Raw genomic sequence first — 16,145 nt, forward strand, 5'->3', positions numbered from 1 at the left:
CCTCTGCTTATAGCAGAGACGCTAGTTGTTATTTCATTCTAAACGGCCACCAATTCCATTGACCAAAAATACGAACCATGACCGGAATAAAGAGCGGCAGAACAACAAAAGCATATAATAATAGTCCAATGAGTACGACGGTTGCAATTTCAACTAAAGATAATACACCTGATGGCAGCATCGCAGCAAAAGTGCCCGCTAAAATGGTAACTGCTGAAATAATGACAGATCCCATGTTTCTCATTGCTGACATCATGGATGCTTGAACATGCTCACCCTTCCATTCATTAAAACGATCCATAAGGAAGATCGAATAATCAATGCCGAGTGTGACAAGAATGACAAAGCTGAAAAATGGGACAGCCCAGCTGACGCCATCGTAGCCAAAGAATGTTTTGAAAATCCATTCTGTTAAACCGATAGATGTAAAATACGTTAAAATAAGTGAAAGCGTTAAGTATATCGGCATGACGATTGACCGTAATAATAAAATTAATATAAAGAAGATACCAATTAACATGAAAATAACCGTTCGAATAAAGTCACCGTCAGATGTTTCTTTTAAGTCCACATTTAAACTTGAAATACCAGATACACCGTAGCTGGCATTTTTCAATCCACTTACAGGTAAATATTGATCAAGGGTGTCCTCAATTTTTGCTACACCTTTCATCGCTTCATTGCTGTATGGATTGACATTTAAAATCACTTCAAAAGTTGTTAATTTACGATCTGGAGACATGTACGTATGAAATATTTTCTTAAACTCATGGCGTTTTAATACTTCTTCTGGTATAAACCAGCCCGTTATTTCTTCATCTGGCGCTTGCTGAAGCTGCTTTAAGTAGCTGTCCGCTTCTGTAAAGCCACTTTTGACTTGCTCTAGCCCGGAAATACTTTCATCTAATCCATTTGTTAATAAGGTCAGTTTAGATGATAGCTGGGTAAATCCTTTTTTCATGGCTTTTTGACCATCTGTCAGCTGATCTGCGCCATCTTCGATTTTAGGCATTTCTTTGATTAATTGTTTTTGGCCTTCATTTGTTTCATCCAGACCATTATAAATTTGATCCAAACCTGTCATGAGCTCTTTTACTTGACGTTTTACTTCTTTTTGCCTGCTTGATAAGGTTTGAATGACTTGATCTGCTTTTTTGATCTTTTGTTTAAAGGCAGATGCTTCTTCTTCGTAAACACTCATTTGCTCTCCAGCTTGATCAAGCATTCCCTTTGTGTCTTTGAATACTTTTTTGATTTCCTTATATTCATCCATGTCTTTGATTTCTGGGAGCTCGTTCTCTAGTGCTTCAAATGATAGGTTGTCGTAGGATTGTTTTACTTTCTTAATGGTTGTCATCAGCTGCTGATTCGAATCAGCGTGACGTTCCAGTGTGCTTACCACTTGTTCAAGTTCTTTTATCATGGCTTCACTGCTGCGATATTCTTGCTCTAATTCTTTTTTCGCTTCTTTGATTTTAGTGCGAATGGTTCCTACTCCGTCTTTACTGCGTTTGACACCATCTTCTAAAGCAATCAGTGATTTTCTCACTTCTCGGATACCGCTTTTGATGGCTTTTGTACCATCAATCAACTGGTCAATGCCTTGTGCGGATTTTTCAATTTTAGGTTTTTGTTTGAGAAGGGCTTGATTTGTTTCGGTCAATCCATCTGAAATTTTTCCGATGCCTTCATGACCTTTACCAAGCTCTCCGCCCAGTTCTTTCGCTTGAGAAGTCACGTAGAGCTGACTCAACCCATCTCCAACTGGACGTGTGACACTGCGAACGGCTTTTACTTCCTCAATGTCATTTAACTTACGGGTCAGCTTTTCAATCGCGACAATCTTTTCTTGATTATCCAGCTCACTGTCGCTTTCGACAAGCACATTCAGCGGCAGCGCTTCACCAAAGCCAAATTGCTCTGATATCGTATTAAATGCAGACACTGACTCATACTTTGTCCCAATTTCATTTAAGCTGTTATAAGAAAGGGTTCCATCATACATCAGGATAGGAGGAACAGTGATGAGTGCAACAATACCTAAGCTGATCAGCGGTCTTTTAAATGAAAAACGCCCTGCGAATTCCCATATCTTACTTTGCGGATGACGAATGTTTTCTCTTTTAGACGGCCAGAAAAGGGACTTTCCGAAAACGGACATAAAAAAAGGAACGATCGTGATAAGTGCAATTAATAGGATGCCAACTCCTACGGCAACACTGACGGCTGATTGATACAATTGGAATTTTGCAAACCCAATACTTGAGAAGCCGACTAATACGGCTAAACCGCTGAAAAAGACCGTTTTCCCTGCACATTGATACGTGATGATAATCGACTCCTTGACATCACGTCCCTGACCGATCTCCTCTTTAAAACGGCTTAAAAGTAATATACAATAATCCGTTCCTATACCGAACATAATGGCTACCATAAAAATCTGAGTAAAATTAGATAGAGGAAATTGTGTATATTCTACGAGAAAAGCGACAATACAACGGCTGACAGCATAGGAAATGCCGATCGTAATGAGCGGAACAACAGGTGCCAATATTGATCTGAATACAATGATTAAAATAAAGAAAATAAAAATCATCGTAATAAGTTCAGTTTTCTTCAGACCTTGTTGAGAGCTGTTAATGACATCTGAATCCACAAATTTTTGACCCGTCATTTCATATGAGACGTTGTAGGGCTTTAAAACTTCCTCAATTTGCTCTTTAATCTTCACAGCTTTTGTTTCGTAGTGATCGAATTTGAATGGAACAAGAAGTGTACTTTTATCCTTTGATAAAAGTTGTTTTTGAATGTCCGGATCTACATGAAAATACGAAGTAATTCCGTCAATGTGGAGTTCTGGGGCATGCGTCATGAGTGCAGCTAAAGCCTTTTTTAATTCCTGCTCTTTTGCAGGGAACAAATGTTGTTCGGAGAATACAATCACACCAGTATCTTTTTTCCCATGTTGACCTGAAAGCTTATCCAATAAGTGAAGTGCCTCAGCTGTTGGTGTCCCCTCCGGAACCTTTAACTGCCCTTTTTCTCTTGTTAATTCCTCTAAATCTGGTGCGGTCACAAACAGAATTACAGCTGTGATCATCCACACCATTACTACAATCCATCTTGCTTTAATAATTTGCAACATAGCTGCTTCAAGCTCCTTCTAGTTCTTCAATCAATTTGCTGCTTTTGAGCGGGCTGAAGTGCTGACTGCGTCTCCTTCAACGTGCCAATGGCAGGATGACATATTCAATTGTCCTTTCGTGTTGAAGACACACATGTTGATCATCAGCCACGATCTCAATTTCTGCCTAAACAAAGACAGAAAATGAATGTTTTTGAACACCTCCTATTTGGGATAATTTAAAAGATATTACTATACATTAGTTTAACTATCAAAATTTTACATGTCAATTTATAAAAAAGAAAAAAGAGGGTAATATACCGTCTTTTTTTCTATCTTAAACCGTTTTCAATTGTTCACTTTCATCCTTTTCATCTGGCTGGATGAAAAAGAGGACCAAAAATAATGAAATGAGACTGCAAATGGTCGATAAAATAAACACAATGGAGTCTCCTTTATCCATGAGAAAGGCATAAATTGGTGGACCTAAAGCGACACCGATAAACCGCATACTGCTATAAAATGAGGTAATGGTTCCGCACTGCTCTTTTTCAATTCCTTCTGTAATGAGAGCATCAAGTGCAGGAAGAACAATACCGATCCCCACTCCCCCAATGCTTAAACAGATAAACAATACGTAAAAACTGTGATTCCACCATAAAAAAAGATAGGAAATTGATAAAAGAGCCATGCCAACGATTAGAAAGATTCTCATTTTTCCTTTTTCTTTGCCGATCGTTTTCCCAGCAATGTAAGAACTGATGGATAAAAAAAGGAGCGGGATACTCAGAAGCAAGCCTTTTTTGACACCCGTAATTTGATAAGCGGCCTCTAAGTTATCGGATAAATAAAAGAGCACACCAAAAAGAAGAAACATAATAAAACCGCCGATAGCAAAAATGGCATAAAGCCAGCGTCCCTCATGCTTAAAAATCGATTTTGTTGATTTTAAAAATTCTTTAAATGTAGGTGGGTCTTCCTCTTTCTTCGCGGACTCAACCATGAACAGCACCATAAGAAAGCTGATGATCGAAAAGAACGGAATGAACCAAAACGGCACAAACCAAAACCAAGAGGCAAGCAGTGCTCCGATAATAGGGCTTAGTACCTTTCCAGCTGTATTAGAGGTTTCAATCGCTCCAAGTCCCGCACTGACCTCTTCATCATCATGAAACAAATCGCCTATAAACGGCATGACGACAGGTGCCGCCCCGGCTGAGCCAACACCTTGAAGGACCCTGCCAAACAGAATCCACATGTAGGGTTCTTTCATGATAGTTGAGGCAGCCGCTGCCACAGCTCCTCCAAGTCCAGCAATTAAAAGGCACGGCAGGAGCACCTTTTTTCGCCCAATCCGATCAGATAAATAACCGGCAATTGGAATACACAAAATCGCCACAACGGAGTATACCGTAATAATGAGTGAGACTTGAAAGGAAGTGATCGAGAGTTTCTTTTCTATCTCTGGCAGTACGGGTATTAACATCGAGTTCCCAAGTGTCATGATTAGAGGCACTGATGATAATGCAATAATATTCTTTTTACTGACTGTTTTCTCGCCCAACATCATTCACCCAATTCTATATACTGTTACATATTAGTGTGGCAAGTTTTGCGGGTTTTATGTATGGGCAAACAAAAAGCAACCGCCTATGAAAGCGACTGCTTGGTTAAAATCGTTTACGTATGACATGAAAGCTGAATTTATCCGCTCGAAAGTAATTGAGCGAGTATAAGACCGGCTGATCATCCTGATCATAGTGCATTTGTTTCAATAATAATAACGCTGTTTCCGGGTCACATTCAAGTATCGGTGAGACCTGATCATGATAACCAATCGGTTCGATGTCAGCAACTGCATATTTAATTCCGCTATGCGGTTCTCGTCCAAACAGCTCAAAAAGCGACTCTTCTTCATGTGTAAAAGAAGCGGGAAGGTGTTTGACCGGAATTTTATCTAAACAATAAACGACTGGCTGTCCATCTGCCGTTCGAACGCGTTCCATTGAAAAAACCTTATCGGATTCCTCACATTGAAAACGGATGATATCATTCTCTGTTGGCTCCCCTTCTTGAGAGGATAAAAAGATGGTGCCTGGCGTCATATTGACCTGCTCAATCATTTTCGTGACACTTGTCAGCTGTTCAATGCCTGTAGAAAAGAGCGGTCTTGAGTTGACGAAAGTCCCCACACCATGCCTTCTAATTAAGTATTTCTCTTCTTCTAATATACGAAGGGCTTCACGCAGTGTCGCTCTGCTCACGCCTAACAGCTTTGAGAGCTCAAACTCAGAAGGCAGCTTTTCTTTTTCGGCATATACGCCTGTTTGGATATCTTCTTTGATACGGTCAATCACTTTCAAATATAAATGGCGATTGTCTGTTTTGGTCGACATGTTTTCCCTCCGTCTAATCAATGCAAATGATAAGATGAGAAATCTCTATTCCGAGATAAGATGAACATAACTATATCATGTTTTTGCAAATAAATAAATAGTCTGACATCCAGTTAACATAATCAATATATGGTTAACTTTATTTTAGGAAAGCTCTCTTCGATTTATGAAGAGAGCTCGTCATATTGTTCTTTTGAAAGCAGGACTTCTCTCGGTTTACTTCCCTCATACGGCCCGACAACACCGCGTTCTTCCATTGCGTCAATCAGGCGTGCCGCACGTGTATAACCGATGCGGAATCTCCTTTGCAGCATAGAGACAGAAGCCGTCTGCATGCCAATGATCAGTTCAACTGCTTCATCATATAAATCATCGTCCACAGCGGCAAGCTGATCCTGCGTTTCTTCAGTTGGAATCATTTCTTCTTGGTATTGCGCTTTTTGCTGTGTGATAACATGATCAACGACATGTTCTACTTCTTCATCTGATAAAAAGGCGCCTTGCACACGAACTGGTTTGTTAGCACCGACTGGTAAAAACAGCATATCCCCTCTGCCCAGCAGTTTTTCTGCGCCTCCCATATCGAGGATGGTTCTTGAATCTGTTTGTGAGGATACGCTAAATGCAATGCGGGAAGGGATGTTTGCTTTAATGACACCTGTAATGACATCAACAGAAGGTCTTTGTGTCGCGATAATTAAATGAATCCCCGCGGCACGTGCCATTTGAGAAAGCCTTGTAATGGAATCTTCCACATCAGAGGACGCGACCATCATTAAATCTGCAAGCTCGTCTACAATGACGACAATATAAGGAAGCTCTGGCTGCTTGGCCTCTTCTGTTTGATTCATTCGTTTAATGTAATCATTGTATCCTTCTATATTTCTTGTTCCCGTATGAGAAAATAATTCATAGCGTCGCTCCATTTCACTCACTACTTTTTTGAGTGCCTGGGAGGCTTTTTTTGGGTCCGTTACAACCGGAGCGAGTAAATGCGGAATGCCGTTATAGACATTTAATTCCACCATCTTCGGATCAATCATCATCATCTTCACTTCATGAGGTTTTGCTCTCATGAGAATACTTGTGATAATGCCATTGATACATACACTTTTTCCGCTTCCAGTCGAGCCGGCAACAAGTAAATGCGGCATCTTATTCAATTCAGCAAGCACAGCTTCACCAGAAATATTTCGGCCCAGTCCTATGAGCAGCTTGGCATTTGGACGGTCATTTTGCTTCGATTCTAAAACCTCTTTTAAAGAGACCATCGCGATTTCTGCGTTCGGAACCTCAATTCCGATGGCTGATTTACCTGGAATTGGGGCCTCGATTCGAATGTCTTTTGCTGCTAAAGCAAGAGCTAAATCATCACTTAAGTTGACGATCTTACTTACCTTCACACCGACATCTGGATATACTTCATATTTTGTCACGGCCGGTCCTAAATGAACCTGTGTGACTTTTGCTTTTACACCAAAGCTTTGAAACGTTTTTTCAAGCTTTCTGGCATTTTCGTATATATTTTTCTTATCTGTTTGCTGACCTGAATGCTGCGGTTCAGCTAAAATATCAAGCGACGGTAATTCGTAATCTTTGTTTTCAAGCTCAGTGAACGTCATAGGCGGGGCTTCTTTTACTTCATCCACCGCACCTTGAGATGAGGCGCTTTGTCCATTCTCTTGAAGAGGATCTGCCTCTTTTATCACCTGCTGCTTTTGAACAGGCGGTTTGAGAATATCATCCCTATCTGCAAAACTTGAAATAATGGGCTGGCTATTGTCAGAAACGGGCGGTTCCTCCTCGATCAAGATATGATCATCTTCGTCCTCATCTTGGACGCGGGAACGTTTTTTCTTTTCACTTGTTTTCTGAGAGGGTGCTTTCTTTTTTGCCTGCCTGATCCCTTTCATATCTTGGACAAATGCCTTCCACTGCTTCACCATAAATTGTGAGACAGGCAGCGTTACTTTTTTGACCATTTCTTGGAGGGACCGGTTTGTGATCAGCACAACGCCAATCAGCATCAGAACAATGGCCATGATTTGAGAGCCTGCTTGTGCAAACAAGAAATACGAGGCCGCAAATAATATGGCACCGATCATTCCGCCGCCTAAATCGGGCGTCCCTGTCTCCCCTTTTATGTCCATTAAAAACAGCTCAAACGTATTTCTGATCACACTTTGAGAGCCTATTACGCCTGCAGCTGAAAGATGCTGAAAAAGCTTTACATGTGATAAAAGCAAGATACTAGCAATGATGCAATATAGACCTGCTTTTCTTCTTGTCAGCAAATCAGGAATTTGTTTTTTCCAGAAGATCGTCACACCAAAAAGAAATAATCCGATCAGGCAGAGAATAAACCATTCACCTGCAAAGAACCGGAATAGATGTACAAAGGTTTGTCCCACAACACCCAGCTGTAAAATGGCAATGATCGCTATGGCAATACAGACTAACCCATTGAGTTCATATTTCAGTTTTAGCTGTTTATTTTGTTTTTTTCTTGTTTTACGTTTTCTCTTTTTCGCCATACTCATCACCTTACTACGAAAGAAAATATAACCTACCGAAAGATCAGAAAGAAAGCAGCCTGGTTTTGGCTGCATCTTGTTGTAAGTTTTCCCTTTATTATAGCATAGAATCATTCATATGAGTCGGTTTGATTCGTCCCTAATTGCAACTTCAATCGCTTGCCTGGTGCAAGCTCTTGATTCAAAAAATCCATTGGGTTGGTACTCATTACTTGAACGATTTCCGCTTCATCTTCTTTCACTTCAACCATCACTGGCACACCTTGAATGTGTACCTGCTGCAGTTTGCGACCCTCTTGTTCCTCGGCGTAAATGGCTTCATAAGGCATCGGGGTATATAAAATCATTGGATCAGCCCCTCGTTTTGAGCTACCCTGTCTCCAATGAGTTCGTTCAACTTTTTAATTGCTTGTCCTACACCGCCTACTTCATTCATCAGTCCGTATTCTGCCGCCTCATGACCAACGACATTTGTCCCAATGTCTCTTGTGAGATTGCCTTTTGAGAACATGAGCTCTTTAAACTTCTCTTCTGTAATATCTGAGTGGCTTGTGACAAAGTTAATGACTCTTTCCTGCATTTTATCTAGGTATTCAAAGGTCTGCGGAACACCAATCACAAGACCGGTTAAGCGCACAGGATGAATGGTCATCGTGGCTGTTTCTGCAATGTATGAATAATCGCACGATACAGCGATCGGGACGCCAATGGAATGGCCGCCGCCAAGTACAATGGATACTGTCGGCTTGGATAAAGAAGCCAGCATTTCCGCAATGGCTAGTCCCGCTTCCACATCGCCGCCCACTGTATTTAAAATGATCAGAAGTCCTTCAATTTTTGGGTTTTGTTCTACTGCTACGATTTGAGGAATGACATGTTCGTATTTGGTTGTTTTATTTTGTGGCGGAAGCTGCATGTGACCTTCAATTTGTCCAATAATGGTGAGGCAATGTATATTTGTATCTTGTGACAATTGTGGTACTGCTGTTTCACCAAGCTGTTGTATCTTGCTCATAATGCTGTCTTTTTCTTCTGGTTTTCGCTCAGGCTGCTGTTCATTCTGTTCGTCCATTTGTCTCCATCCTTTCCTAAAAACTCTCCTCCTATTATGAACAAGAAGGTCATATTCCATCCGCATTAAAAAAGCCCAAAGAGCTTATGGGGTCAGTCCCCTTATGCTCCTTGGGCTTTATGATCACACTTCCATAATAATTGGAATGATCATCGGCTTACGTTTTGTTTTTTCATATAGGAATTGATTTAATACATCGCGCATCGATTGTTTCAGTGTTGACCATTCAACAACCGAATTTTCCGTTTGCTCTTTGACAATTCCTTTTACCATGTCTGTTGCTTTCTCAATCAATTCTTCGGATTCTCTTACATAAACAAATCCTCTTGTGATGATTTCAGGTCCAGAAATTAATTGTTTCTTTTGTTTATCGAGCGTAATGACGACAATTAAAATGCCATCTTGAGACAATAGACGTCTATCGCGTAATACAATATTTCCGATATCACCAACGCCAAGACCATCGATCAAAATATTACCTTGGTGAACTTTTTCACCGATCTTTACATTCTGTCCTCTGAATTCAACAACATCTCCTTTATCAATCAAGAAAATGTCACTGCGTTTCATTCCCACTTCTTCAGCAATACGAGAATGTGCTTTTTGCATACGATATTCGCCATTTACTGGAATTAAATACTTCGGTTTGAGTAAATTCAGCATCAGCTTTAACTCTTCTTGGCAGCCATGTCCAGATACATGCACACGCTTTTGAGCAAAAATTACCTGTGCTCCGCTTCTTGTCAGGAAATCCACAGTTTTCGAATATGTGAGTTCCTGTCCAGGAAGAGGTGTTGACGCAATCACAACGGTATCATCTTTTTCGATATGAAGCTGTTTGTGATTTTGTTTCGCCATTTTTGTTAAAGCAGCTAAAGGCTCACCGTGGCTTCCTGCTGTCAGGATGACCACATCTTTTTTCGCCATTTTTTTCACTTCTTGCACTGGCATAAATAGTTCTTCGTCTGCTGTCACATACCCAAGTTTGATCGCAAGCTGAAGAGTCGTCATCATGTTCTTTCCTGCTACTGCAAGCTTACGGCCATTTTGAATCGTCGCATTAATGATTTGCTGTACACGGTTAATATTAGATGAAGATACAGCTACAATGACACGATTTTCAGCATTATACATCGCATTTGAGATTTCGTCTTGGACGAGCGCCTCAGAAGGTGTATAGCCTGGTTTTTCAGCATTTACACTGTCTGAAAGCAGTGCTAGAACGCCGTTGTTTCCAATTTTCGCAATCTCTCCGATGTCACAGGCTTGGTTAAGCGCTGGGGTTTGATCAAATTTAAAATCACCTGTGCATACGATGGAACCAAGAGATGTTTTGAAGCTGATCCCGACTGAATCAGGGATACTGTGATTCGTTCTAAAGAATGATACCTTTGTTGTATCAAATGTAATCACCGATTTTGCATGAACCTCACGCAAATCAGCTTTTTGATTGAAACCGTATTGTTTTAACTTTTCTCGAAGTAACGCAAGGGTTAGCTTCGTTCCGTAGACTGGTACAGACAATTTGCTTAAGCAATGGAATACGCCTCCGATTGCCTCATCATGTCCGTGGGTAAGAAAAATTGCTTTAACCCGATCAGCACGTTCAGTTAAATAAGAGATATCAGGAATGACGACGTCAATGCCAAGCATTTCGTTTTCTGGATGCATGAGTCCTGCATCTACAACAAATATGTCGGAATCAATCTCAATGACATATAAGTTTTTCCCGATTTCTCCAACGCCTCCCAGTGCAATAATTCTTACGTTCTCTGTATTTTTCTTTTTCAAAATTCTAATCCTCCTAGTCTCAAGCCCGTCCATCATCGCTTAATGCTATTATAACTGAATCTAATTTTAGAAAACAAGATGAAGTCACATTTTAAGAAAGTGTTTATGTATAAAAAACGGTCATACTCAGGGACATCTGAGAATGACCGCTTACGAAATTTTTTGTTTTGATCAGCTGTTTAATACGCTGCTTAAATTCAGTCTCTCTTCTTCTGACAAAGGTAAAAGCGGGAGACGAACTGATCCGACATCTAATCCTTTCAACTGAAGGGCTGTTTTGACAGGCGTCGGATTTGGTGCTGAGAACATCTGGTTCATGATCGGCAGCAGCTTTTGATGGATCAATGCTGCGTTGGCTGTTTGACCAGAAGCGTAGCTTTTTAGCATCTGCTGCATATCAAGGCCTACGATATGAGAGGCCACAGAGACGACTCCTTTTGCACCAACCGCAACAGCAGGAAGTGTTAGGCTGTCGTCACCAGAATATACATCAAAATCTTCTGGCGTCTCTGCAATGATTTTTGTCATGGCATCTAGATCGCCGCTTGCTTCTTTGATGGCAACGATATTTGGTATTTGTGCAAGCTTAATCGTTGTTTCTGGTGCTAATGAAGCAGCCGTTCTTCCTGGTACATTGTAAAGCATGACAGGAAGAGATGTAGACTCGGCAATTGCTTTAAAGTGTGCATACATGCCTTCCTGTGATGGCTTGTTGTAGTAAGGTACGACAAGCATCACTGCATCAACGCCCGCTTCTTCTGCTTTTTTTGTTAGTTTGATAGACGCATTTGTGTTATTACTGCCCGTTCCTGCAATGATTTTACAACGACCATTTGCTAGTTTCACCGATTGCTGAAAAAGAGCGACTTTTTCTTCCGTCGATAAAGTTGGCGATTCGCCTGTTGTACCTGCAACGACCAAAGAGTCACTGCCGTTTTTTAACAAGTAATCAATGAGAATTGATAGCTTTTGGAAATCGATGTTGCCCTTTTTATCAAAAGGTGTAATCATAGCTGTTGCGATATTTCCGAAATTCATTTTTTTCACCTCATCATGATTCAATCACATTTATCTTGAAAGTTCAAACACTTCGTGCAGGGCATTGACAGCCGCTCTCATGTTTTCTTCGTGCACGAGCACCCAAATGGTCGTATGACTGTCAGCCGATTGTAAAATCGGAATATTTTGCTCGGATAATGCCGATACAATTTTAGATGTGACACCTGGTACGCCCATAATGCCTGCACCAACAGCTGATACCTTCGCACAATTTGTTGTCACAACCGGTGTATAGCCAAGGTCTTTTAGAATCGACGTTGCTTTTTCAGTCATTGCACCTGTCACTGTATACACAATTTCACTCGGTGTAATGTTGAAGAAATCGACACTGATTTGTGCGTTTGCCATTGCTTTAAAGACTTCTGTTTGTACGCTATATTGCCCCTCTTTTGCCGGGACTTTGATTTGTGTGACATCGTTGACATGAGCAATCCCCGTAATCAGGCGGTCGTATACATCATGACTCATTTGATCTGAGTAGTGTGACGTTACAAGTGTGCCCTCATCATCAGAGTATGTTGATCTGACCCTCATTGGTACTTTTGCCTGCATGGCAATTTCAACAGCTCTTGGGTGAATGACTTTTGCACCTTGGTAGGCAAGGTTACAAATTTCCGTATACGTCACGACTCTTAGTGGTTTTGCATTTTCGACGATGCGGGGATCTGCTGTCATAACACCTTCTACATCTGTAAAAATATCGATGAAATCTGCCTGCAATGCAGCACCTAATGCAGCAGCTGATGTATCACTTCCGCCTCGTCCGATTGTTGTCACGTCTCCATTTTTCGCAGCTCCTTGGAACCCAGCGACGACGACCACATCATGTTCAGAAAGTGCCGCCTCAAGACGTTCACACTTCATGTCAATAATTTTCGCATTCGTATGCTCTTGATCCGTCACAAAACCTGCCTGAGATCCTGTCATGGCAACAGCCTTCAGTCCGTTTTCATTCAGCATACTTGAAAAAACGACAGCAGAAATATTTTCTCCGCAAGACACGAGTAAATCTTTTTCTCGATTGGTCATGTGCTGGGCGCTGCCATATAGCAGTCCAAGCAGCGTATCTGTCGCATAAGGATCGCCTTTTCGTCCCATTGCAGAAACGACAACGACCGATTTATAGCCTTTCTCTTTTGCAGATAAGATATGTGCAAGTGCCCTTTTTCTCCCTTGATCATCTTTGACAGATGTACCGCCAAATTTTTGGACAATTATTTTCACTGTTTTCACTCCAAGTTCATTCTGACGTAACAGAAGAGAGCAGGCGAAAGATGCCTAACTCTCTTCTGTTCGTCCTCATCATCCATTGAATGTTAAACTAATTTTAATGCTTTTAAGCTTTCTGCAATTTGAACTGAGTTCCATGCAGCGCCTTTCAGCAGGTTATCAGATACAATCCACAAATGGAACCCATTTGGACGATCCAAATCTTTCCGAATGCGGCCGACAAATACGTCATTTTTTCCAACAGCATTTGCAGGCATTGGATAAATTTGCTGAGACGGATCATCTTGTAACGTAATCCCTGGTGCATCTTTTAGGATGGACTTGATGTCATCAACTGTCGCGTCATTTGATTCAAGTTCAACGTAAACAGATTCTGAATGACCCGTTTCAATTGGAAGTCTCACACATGTTGCCGCTACTTCCAGCTCAGGCAAGTGCATGATTTTTTTCGTTTCGTTGATCATTTTCATTTCTTCAAATGTATAGCCATTGTCTTGGAATTTATCAATTTGCGGGATCGCATTAAAGGCAATTTGATAAGGCATGACTTCTGGTGTCACATCTTCTTTATTTAAAATGGCTTGCGACTGGCTGTATAGTTCGTCAATGGCTTCATGTCCTGCACCTGATACTGCTTGGTAGGTGGATACAATGACTTTTTTCAAGCCATATGCCTGACGAAGTGGTTCTAGTGCCGCCACCATTTGAATCGTTGAACAGTTAGGATTTGCAATGATCCCTTGATGGTCATGCAAATCTTTTTCGTTTACCTCTGGTACGACAAGAGGGGTATTTTCGTCCATACGAAAAGCACTTGTATTATCAACAACAATCGCACCTCGTTTGACCGCTTCAGGAGCTAGCGCCTTGGAAACATTTCCGCCAGCACTGAATAGTGCAATGTTGACCCCTTCAAAGCTTTCAGGTGTTGCTTCTTGAACGGTATACTCTTGACCTCTGAATGTCACTTTTGTTCCAGCAGAACGTTTTGAGGATAGTAGAGTGAGTGTATCCATTTCAAAATCCCTGTCAGCTAGTGTTTTTAACATTTGTTGACCGACAGCTCCAGTCGCTCCAACTACAGCTACATGCAATCCTCTTCCCATCAGTAAAACTCCTTCCGACCCATCCATGATTCTTTTCATTCGGATGGCCATCCTATGACTTTTTACATTTTATTTTACCATAGAAAAGCAAGGCTTGAAGTACCTTTTTTGAATCTTTCATGATTTTCTAGTGAATCTATTATTCGTTTGATCCAATTAAAATCGGCTGAATTTGTCTATGCTCGAGCGCCTCTTCTACTGTTTTCGTCAGAAGATCCATATGTGCCACCATGGATGTTGGCTTTTTGAATGGATCATCTTGGCCAAACGGAATAAAGAAAATGTTCTTTGTCGACATTAGCCTCATGAGATTTGTACCATTTAAGCCTAGTGCATCGTTTGTTGAGATACCTAAAACGACGGGACGATGATTCCGAATGGTGGCCTTTGCAGCCATTAAAACTGGACTGTCTGTCATCGCATTTGCAAACTTCGCCATTGAATTGCCCGTTAAAGGCGCAATGACCATACAATCGAGTGGGAGCTTTGGTCCGAGCGGCTCTGCCTTTACGATTGAGTCAATCGCTTGAAATCCCGTCACTTTCTCAATACGATCAATCCAGTCGGCTCCTTCTCCGAATCTCGTATTCGTGTTTTGCACCGTATACGACACGACAGGACGCACCTCTGCCCCTTCTTTAACAAGTGCTTCGATTTGCGGAAAAACGGCTTCATACGTACAGTGGGAACCTGTTAAGCCAAAGCCGATTCTTTTCCCCTTTAATGTTGTCATGATGTCATCCCCCTCTTTTCTTCCGCAAGTTCACATAGGAGTCCGGAAAGCACCTTTGCAATGATCTGCCCGGCTGTCTTTGGTGCAACAATTCCTGGAAGTCCCGGTGCAAGAAGTGCCTTCACTCCGTGCTTTTGTGCAAAATCAAAGTCTGTTCCGCCTGGGCGGGAGGCGATATCCAAAATGAGTGTCTTTGGTGTCATGCTGACGATGACAGATGAATCTAATACAAGGCTTGGAATCGTATTGATGATGATATCAACATCTGTTACTTCATCTTTTAAACGGTCCATTGAAAACGGGTCAAGTCCCATCTCAAAGGCTCGCGCTAAATGGGCTGTATCGGCAGCACCTACTTTCACATCCGCACCCAGCGCCCGAAATGTGCGTGCAATTGTGAGCCCTGTTCTTCCAAGCCCGAGAACAGCAACATGTGATCCATGAATCGTATAGTCCGTTTGCTGAATGGCCATCATGATAATCCCTTCAACTGTTGGAATAGAGTTATAAATGGCAATATCATCTCGCTCAAACAGCTTCACAAGCTTCCGGTTCACCTGCTTTGCCAGATTGTCTAAGTACGTATTAGAAATACCTGAGTACAAGATACAATGTGCAGGGGTTCTTTCTAAATATGCTGGTTCTAGCACGACCTTCTCATTTGAGAAAACGGTGGCAACGACCCCTTCATCCGTAGCACCTGATACTGGCAAGATCATACTGTCTACCTGTTCAAAAGGAAGTTCTGACATTTTCAACTTTTCAGCTCCGATAAACCCATGATCCAACTGATCAAATCCGACCAAAAATACTTTGGCATGCTGCTGTGACAGCTTGCGAATGATTTCAAGCTGCCTTGCATCTCCCCCGATTACCGCAACCGTTAAACCGCTCAACATACTGACCGTTCACCTTCTTTATTTAAAAAAGTCTGTAATATTTTCCGAATCTCCCTTTTAGCATATGAGGAGAGGATTCAGCCTGTGAACAAATCGGGATGAGAAAAGAAAAAGAGCACCCTTTTATGATGGGTGCTCCAGATTATTGACAAAGGGCTAAAATGATCTTGATTTTAGCAATTTGTATATTTCTAATATTGA

At 41.4% G+C, this 16,145-nt stretch carries 12 protein-coding genes; all 12 read right to left on the reverse strand.

The features are described 5' to 3' along the window. Window positions 1-28: 28 nt before the first annotated feature. On the reverse strand, window positions 29-3,145 hold the full coding sequence (locus BA1_RS09110; protein WP_008358047.1) for an MMPL family transporter: 3,117 nt from the start codon (window positions 3,143-3,145) through the stop codon (window positions 29-31). 316 nt (window positions 3,146-3,461) lie between these two features. Beyond that, a complete protein-coding gene (locus BA1_RS09115) occupies window positions 3,462-4,691 on the reverse strand; it encodes a bacillibactin exporter BcbE (RefSeq protein ID WP_232532160.1) in 1,230 nt (409 codons plus the stop codon). 103 nt (window positions 4,692-4,794) lie between these two features. Continuing rightward, window positions 4,795-5,520 (reverse strand): GntR family transcriptional regulator, encoded by a 726-nt coding sequence (locus tag BA1_RS09120; RefSeq protein WP_008358051.1) that lies wholly within the window; start codon window positions 5,518-5,520, stop codon window positions 4,795-4,797. Between the two features lie 164 nt (window positions 5,521-5,684). Then, window positions 5,685-8,054: an FtsK/SpoIIIE family DNA translocase gene (locus tag BA1_RS09125; protein WP_034738929.1), complete on the reverse strand. Its 2,370-nt coding sequence runs from the start codon at window positions 8,052-8,054 to the stop codon at window positions 5,685-5,687. A 110-nt stretch (window positions 8,055-8,164) separates the two neighbouring features. Then, complete coding sequence (locus BA1_RS09130; protein ID WP_008358055.1) at window positions 8,165-8,401, reverse strand: YlzJ-like family protein; 237 nt, start codon at window positions 8,399-8,401, stop codon at window positions 8,165-8,167. Beyond that, window positions 8,398-9,126 (reverse strand): ClpP family protease, encoded by a 729-nt coding sequence (locus BA1_RS09135; protein WP_008358058.1) that lies wholly within the window; start codon window positions 9,124-9,126, stop codon window positions 8,398-8,400. The genes BA1_RS09130 and BA1_RS09135 overlap by 4 nt, the downstream gene beginning before the upstream one ends. A 123-nt stretch (window positions 9,127-9,249) precedes the next feature. Then, complete coding sequence (rnjB, locus tag BA1_RS09140; RefSeq protein WP_008358059.1) at window positions 9,250-10,917, reverse strand: ribonuclease J2; 1,668 nt, start codon at window positions 10,915-10,917, stop codon at window positions 9,250-9,252. Window positions 10,918-11,088: 171 nt separating this feature from the next. Further along, window positions 11,089-11,955: a 4-hydroxy-tetrahydrodipicolinate synthase gene (gene dapA, locus BA1_RS09145; protein ID WP_008358062.1), complete on the reverse strand. Its 867-nt coding sequence runs from the start codon at window positions 11,953-11,955 to the stop codon at window positions 11,089-11,091. A 30-nt stretch (window positions 11,956-11,985) separates the two neighbouring features. Further along, complete coding sequence (gene dapG / locus BA1_RS09150) at window positions 11,986-13,200, reverse strand: aspartate kinase (protein ID WP_008358064.1); 1,215 nt, start codon at window positions 13,198-13,200, stop codon at window positions 11,986-11,988. 92 nt (window positions 13,201-13,292) lie between these two features. Further along, entirely contained in the window at window positions 13,293-14,312 is a 1,020-nt protein-coding gene (gene asd, locus BA1_RS09155) for an aspartate-semialdehyde dehydrogenase (RefSeq protein WP_008358065.1), read from the reverse strand. 139 nt (window positions 14,313-14,451) lie between these two features. Beyond that, entirely contained in the window at window positions 14,452-15,045 is a 594-nt protein-coding gene (gene dpaB, locus BA1_RS09160) for a dipicolinate synthase subunit B (RefSeq protein ID WP_008358068.1), read from the reverse strand. Then, entirely contained in the window at window positions 15,042-15,944 is a 903-nt protein-coding gene (gene dpaA / locus BA1_RS09165; RefSeq protein WP_008358070.1) for a dipicolinic acid synthetase subunit A, read from the reverse strand. The genes dpaB and dpaA overlap by 4 nt, the downstream gene beginning before the upstream one ends. Window positions 15,945-16,145: the final 201 nt, after the last annotated feature.

Origin of the sequence: Bacillus xiamenensis (assembly GCF_000300535.1) — a bacterium.
Taxonomy (GTDB): Bacteria; Bacillota; Bacilli; order Bacillales; family Bacillaceae; genus Bacillus; species Bacillus xiamenensis.

Coding starts and splice junctions, on each gene's coding strand:
- BA1_RS09130 (WP_008358055.1), bottom strand. CDS start 8,401: ATGATTTTATATACCCCGATGCCTTATGAAGCCATTTACGCCGAGGAA.
- BA1_RS09125 (WP_034738929.1), bottom strand. CDS start 8,054: ATGGCGAAAAAGAGAAAACGTAAAACAAGAAAAAAACAAAATAAACAG.
- dapA (WP_008358062.1), bottom strand. CDS start 11,955: ATGAATTTCGGAAATATCGCAACAGCTATGATTACACCTTTTGATAAA.
- asd (WP_008358065.1), bottom strand. CDS start 14,312: ATGGGAAGAGGATTGCATGTAGCTGTAGTTGGAGCGACTGGAGCTGTC.
- BA1_RS09120 (WP_008358051.1), bottom strand. CDS start 5,520: ATGTCGACCAAAACAGACAATCGCCATTTATATTTGAAAGTGATTGAC.
- BA1_RS09135 (WP_008358058.1), bottom strand. CDS start 9,126: ATGGACGAACAGAATGAACAGCAGCCTGAGCGAAAACCAGAAGAAAAA.
- dpaB (WP_008358068.1), bottom strand. CDS start 15,045: ATGACAACATTAAAGGGGAAAAGAATCGGCTTTGGCTTAACAGGTTCC.
- dpaA (WP_008358070.1), bottom strand. CDS start 15,944: ATGTTGAGCGGTTTAACGGTTGCGGTAATCGGGGGAGATGCAAGGCAG.
- BA1_RS09115 (WP_232532160.1), bottom strand. CDS start 4,691: ATGTTGGGCGAGAAAACAGTCAGTAAAAAGAATATTATTGCATTATCA.
- BA1_RS09110 (WP_008358047.1), bottom strand. CDS start 3,145: ATGTTGCAAATTATTAAAGCAAGATGGATTGTAGTAATGGTGTGGATG.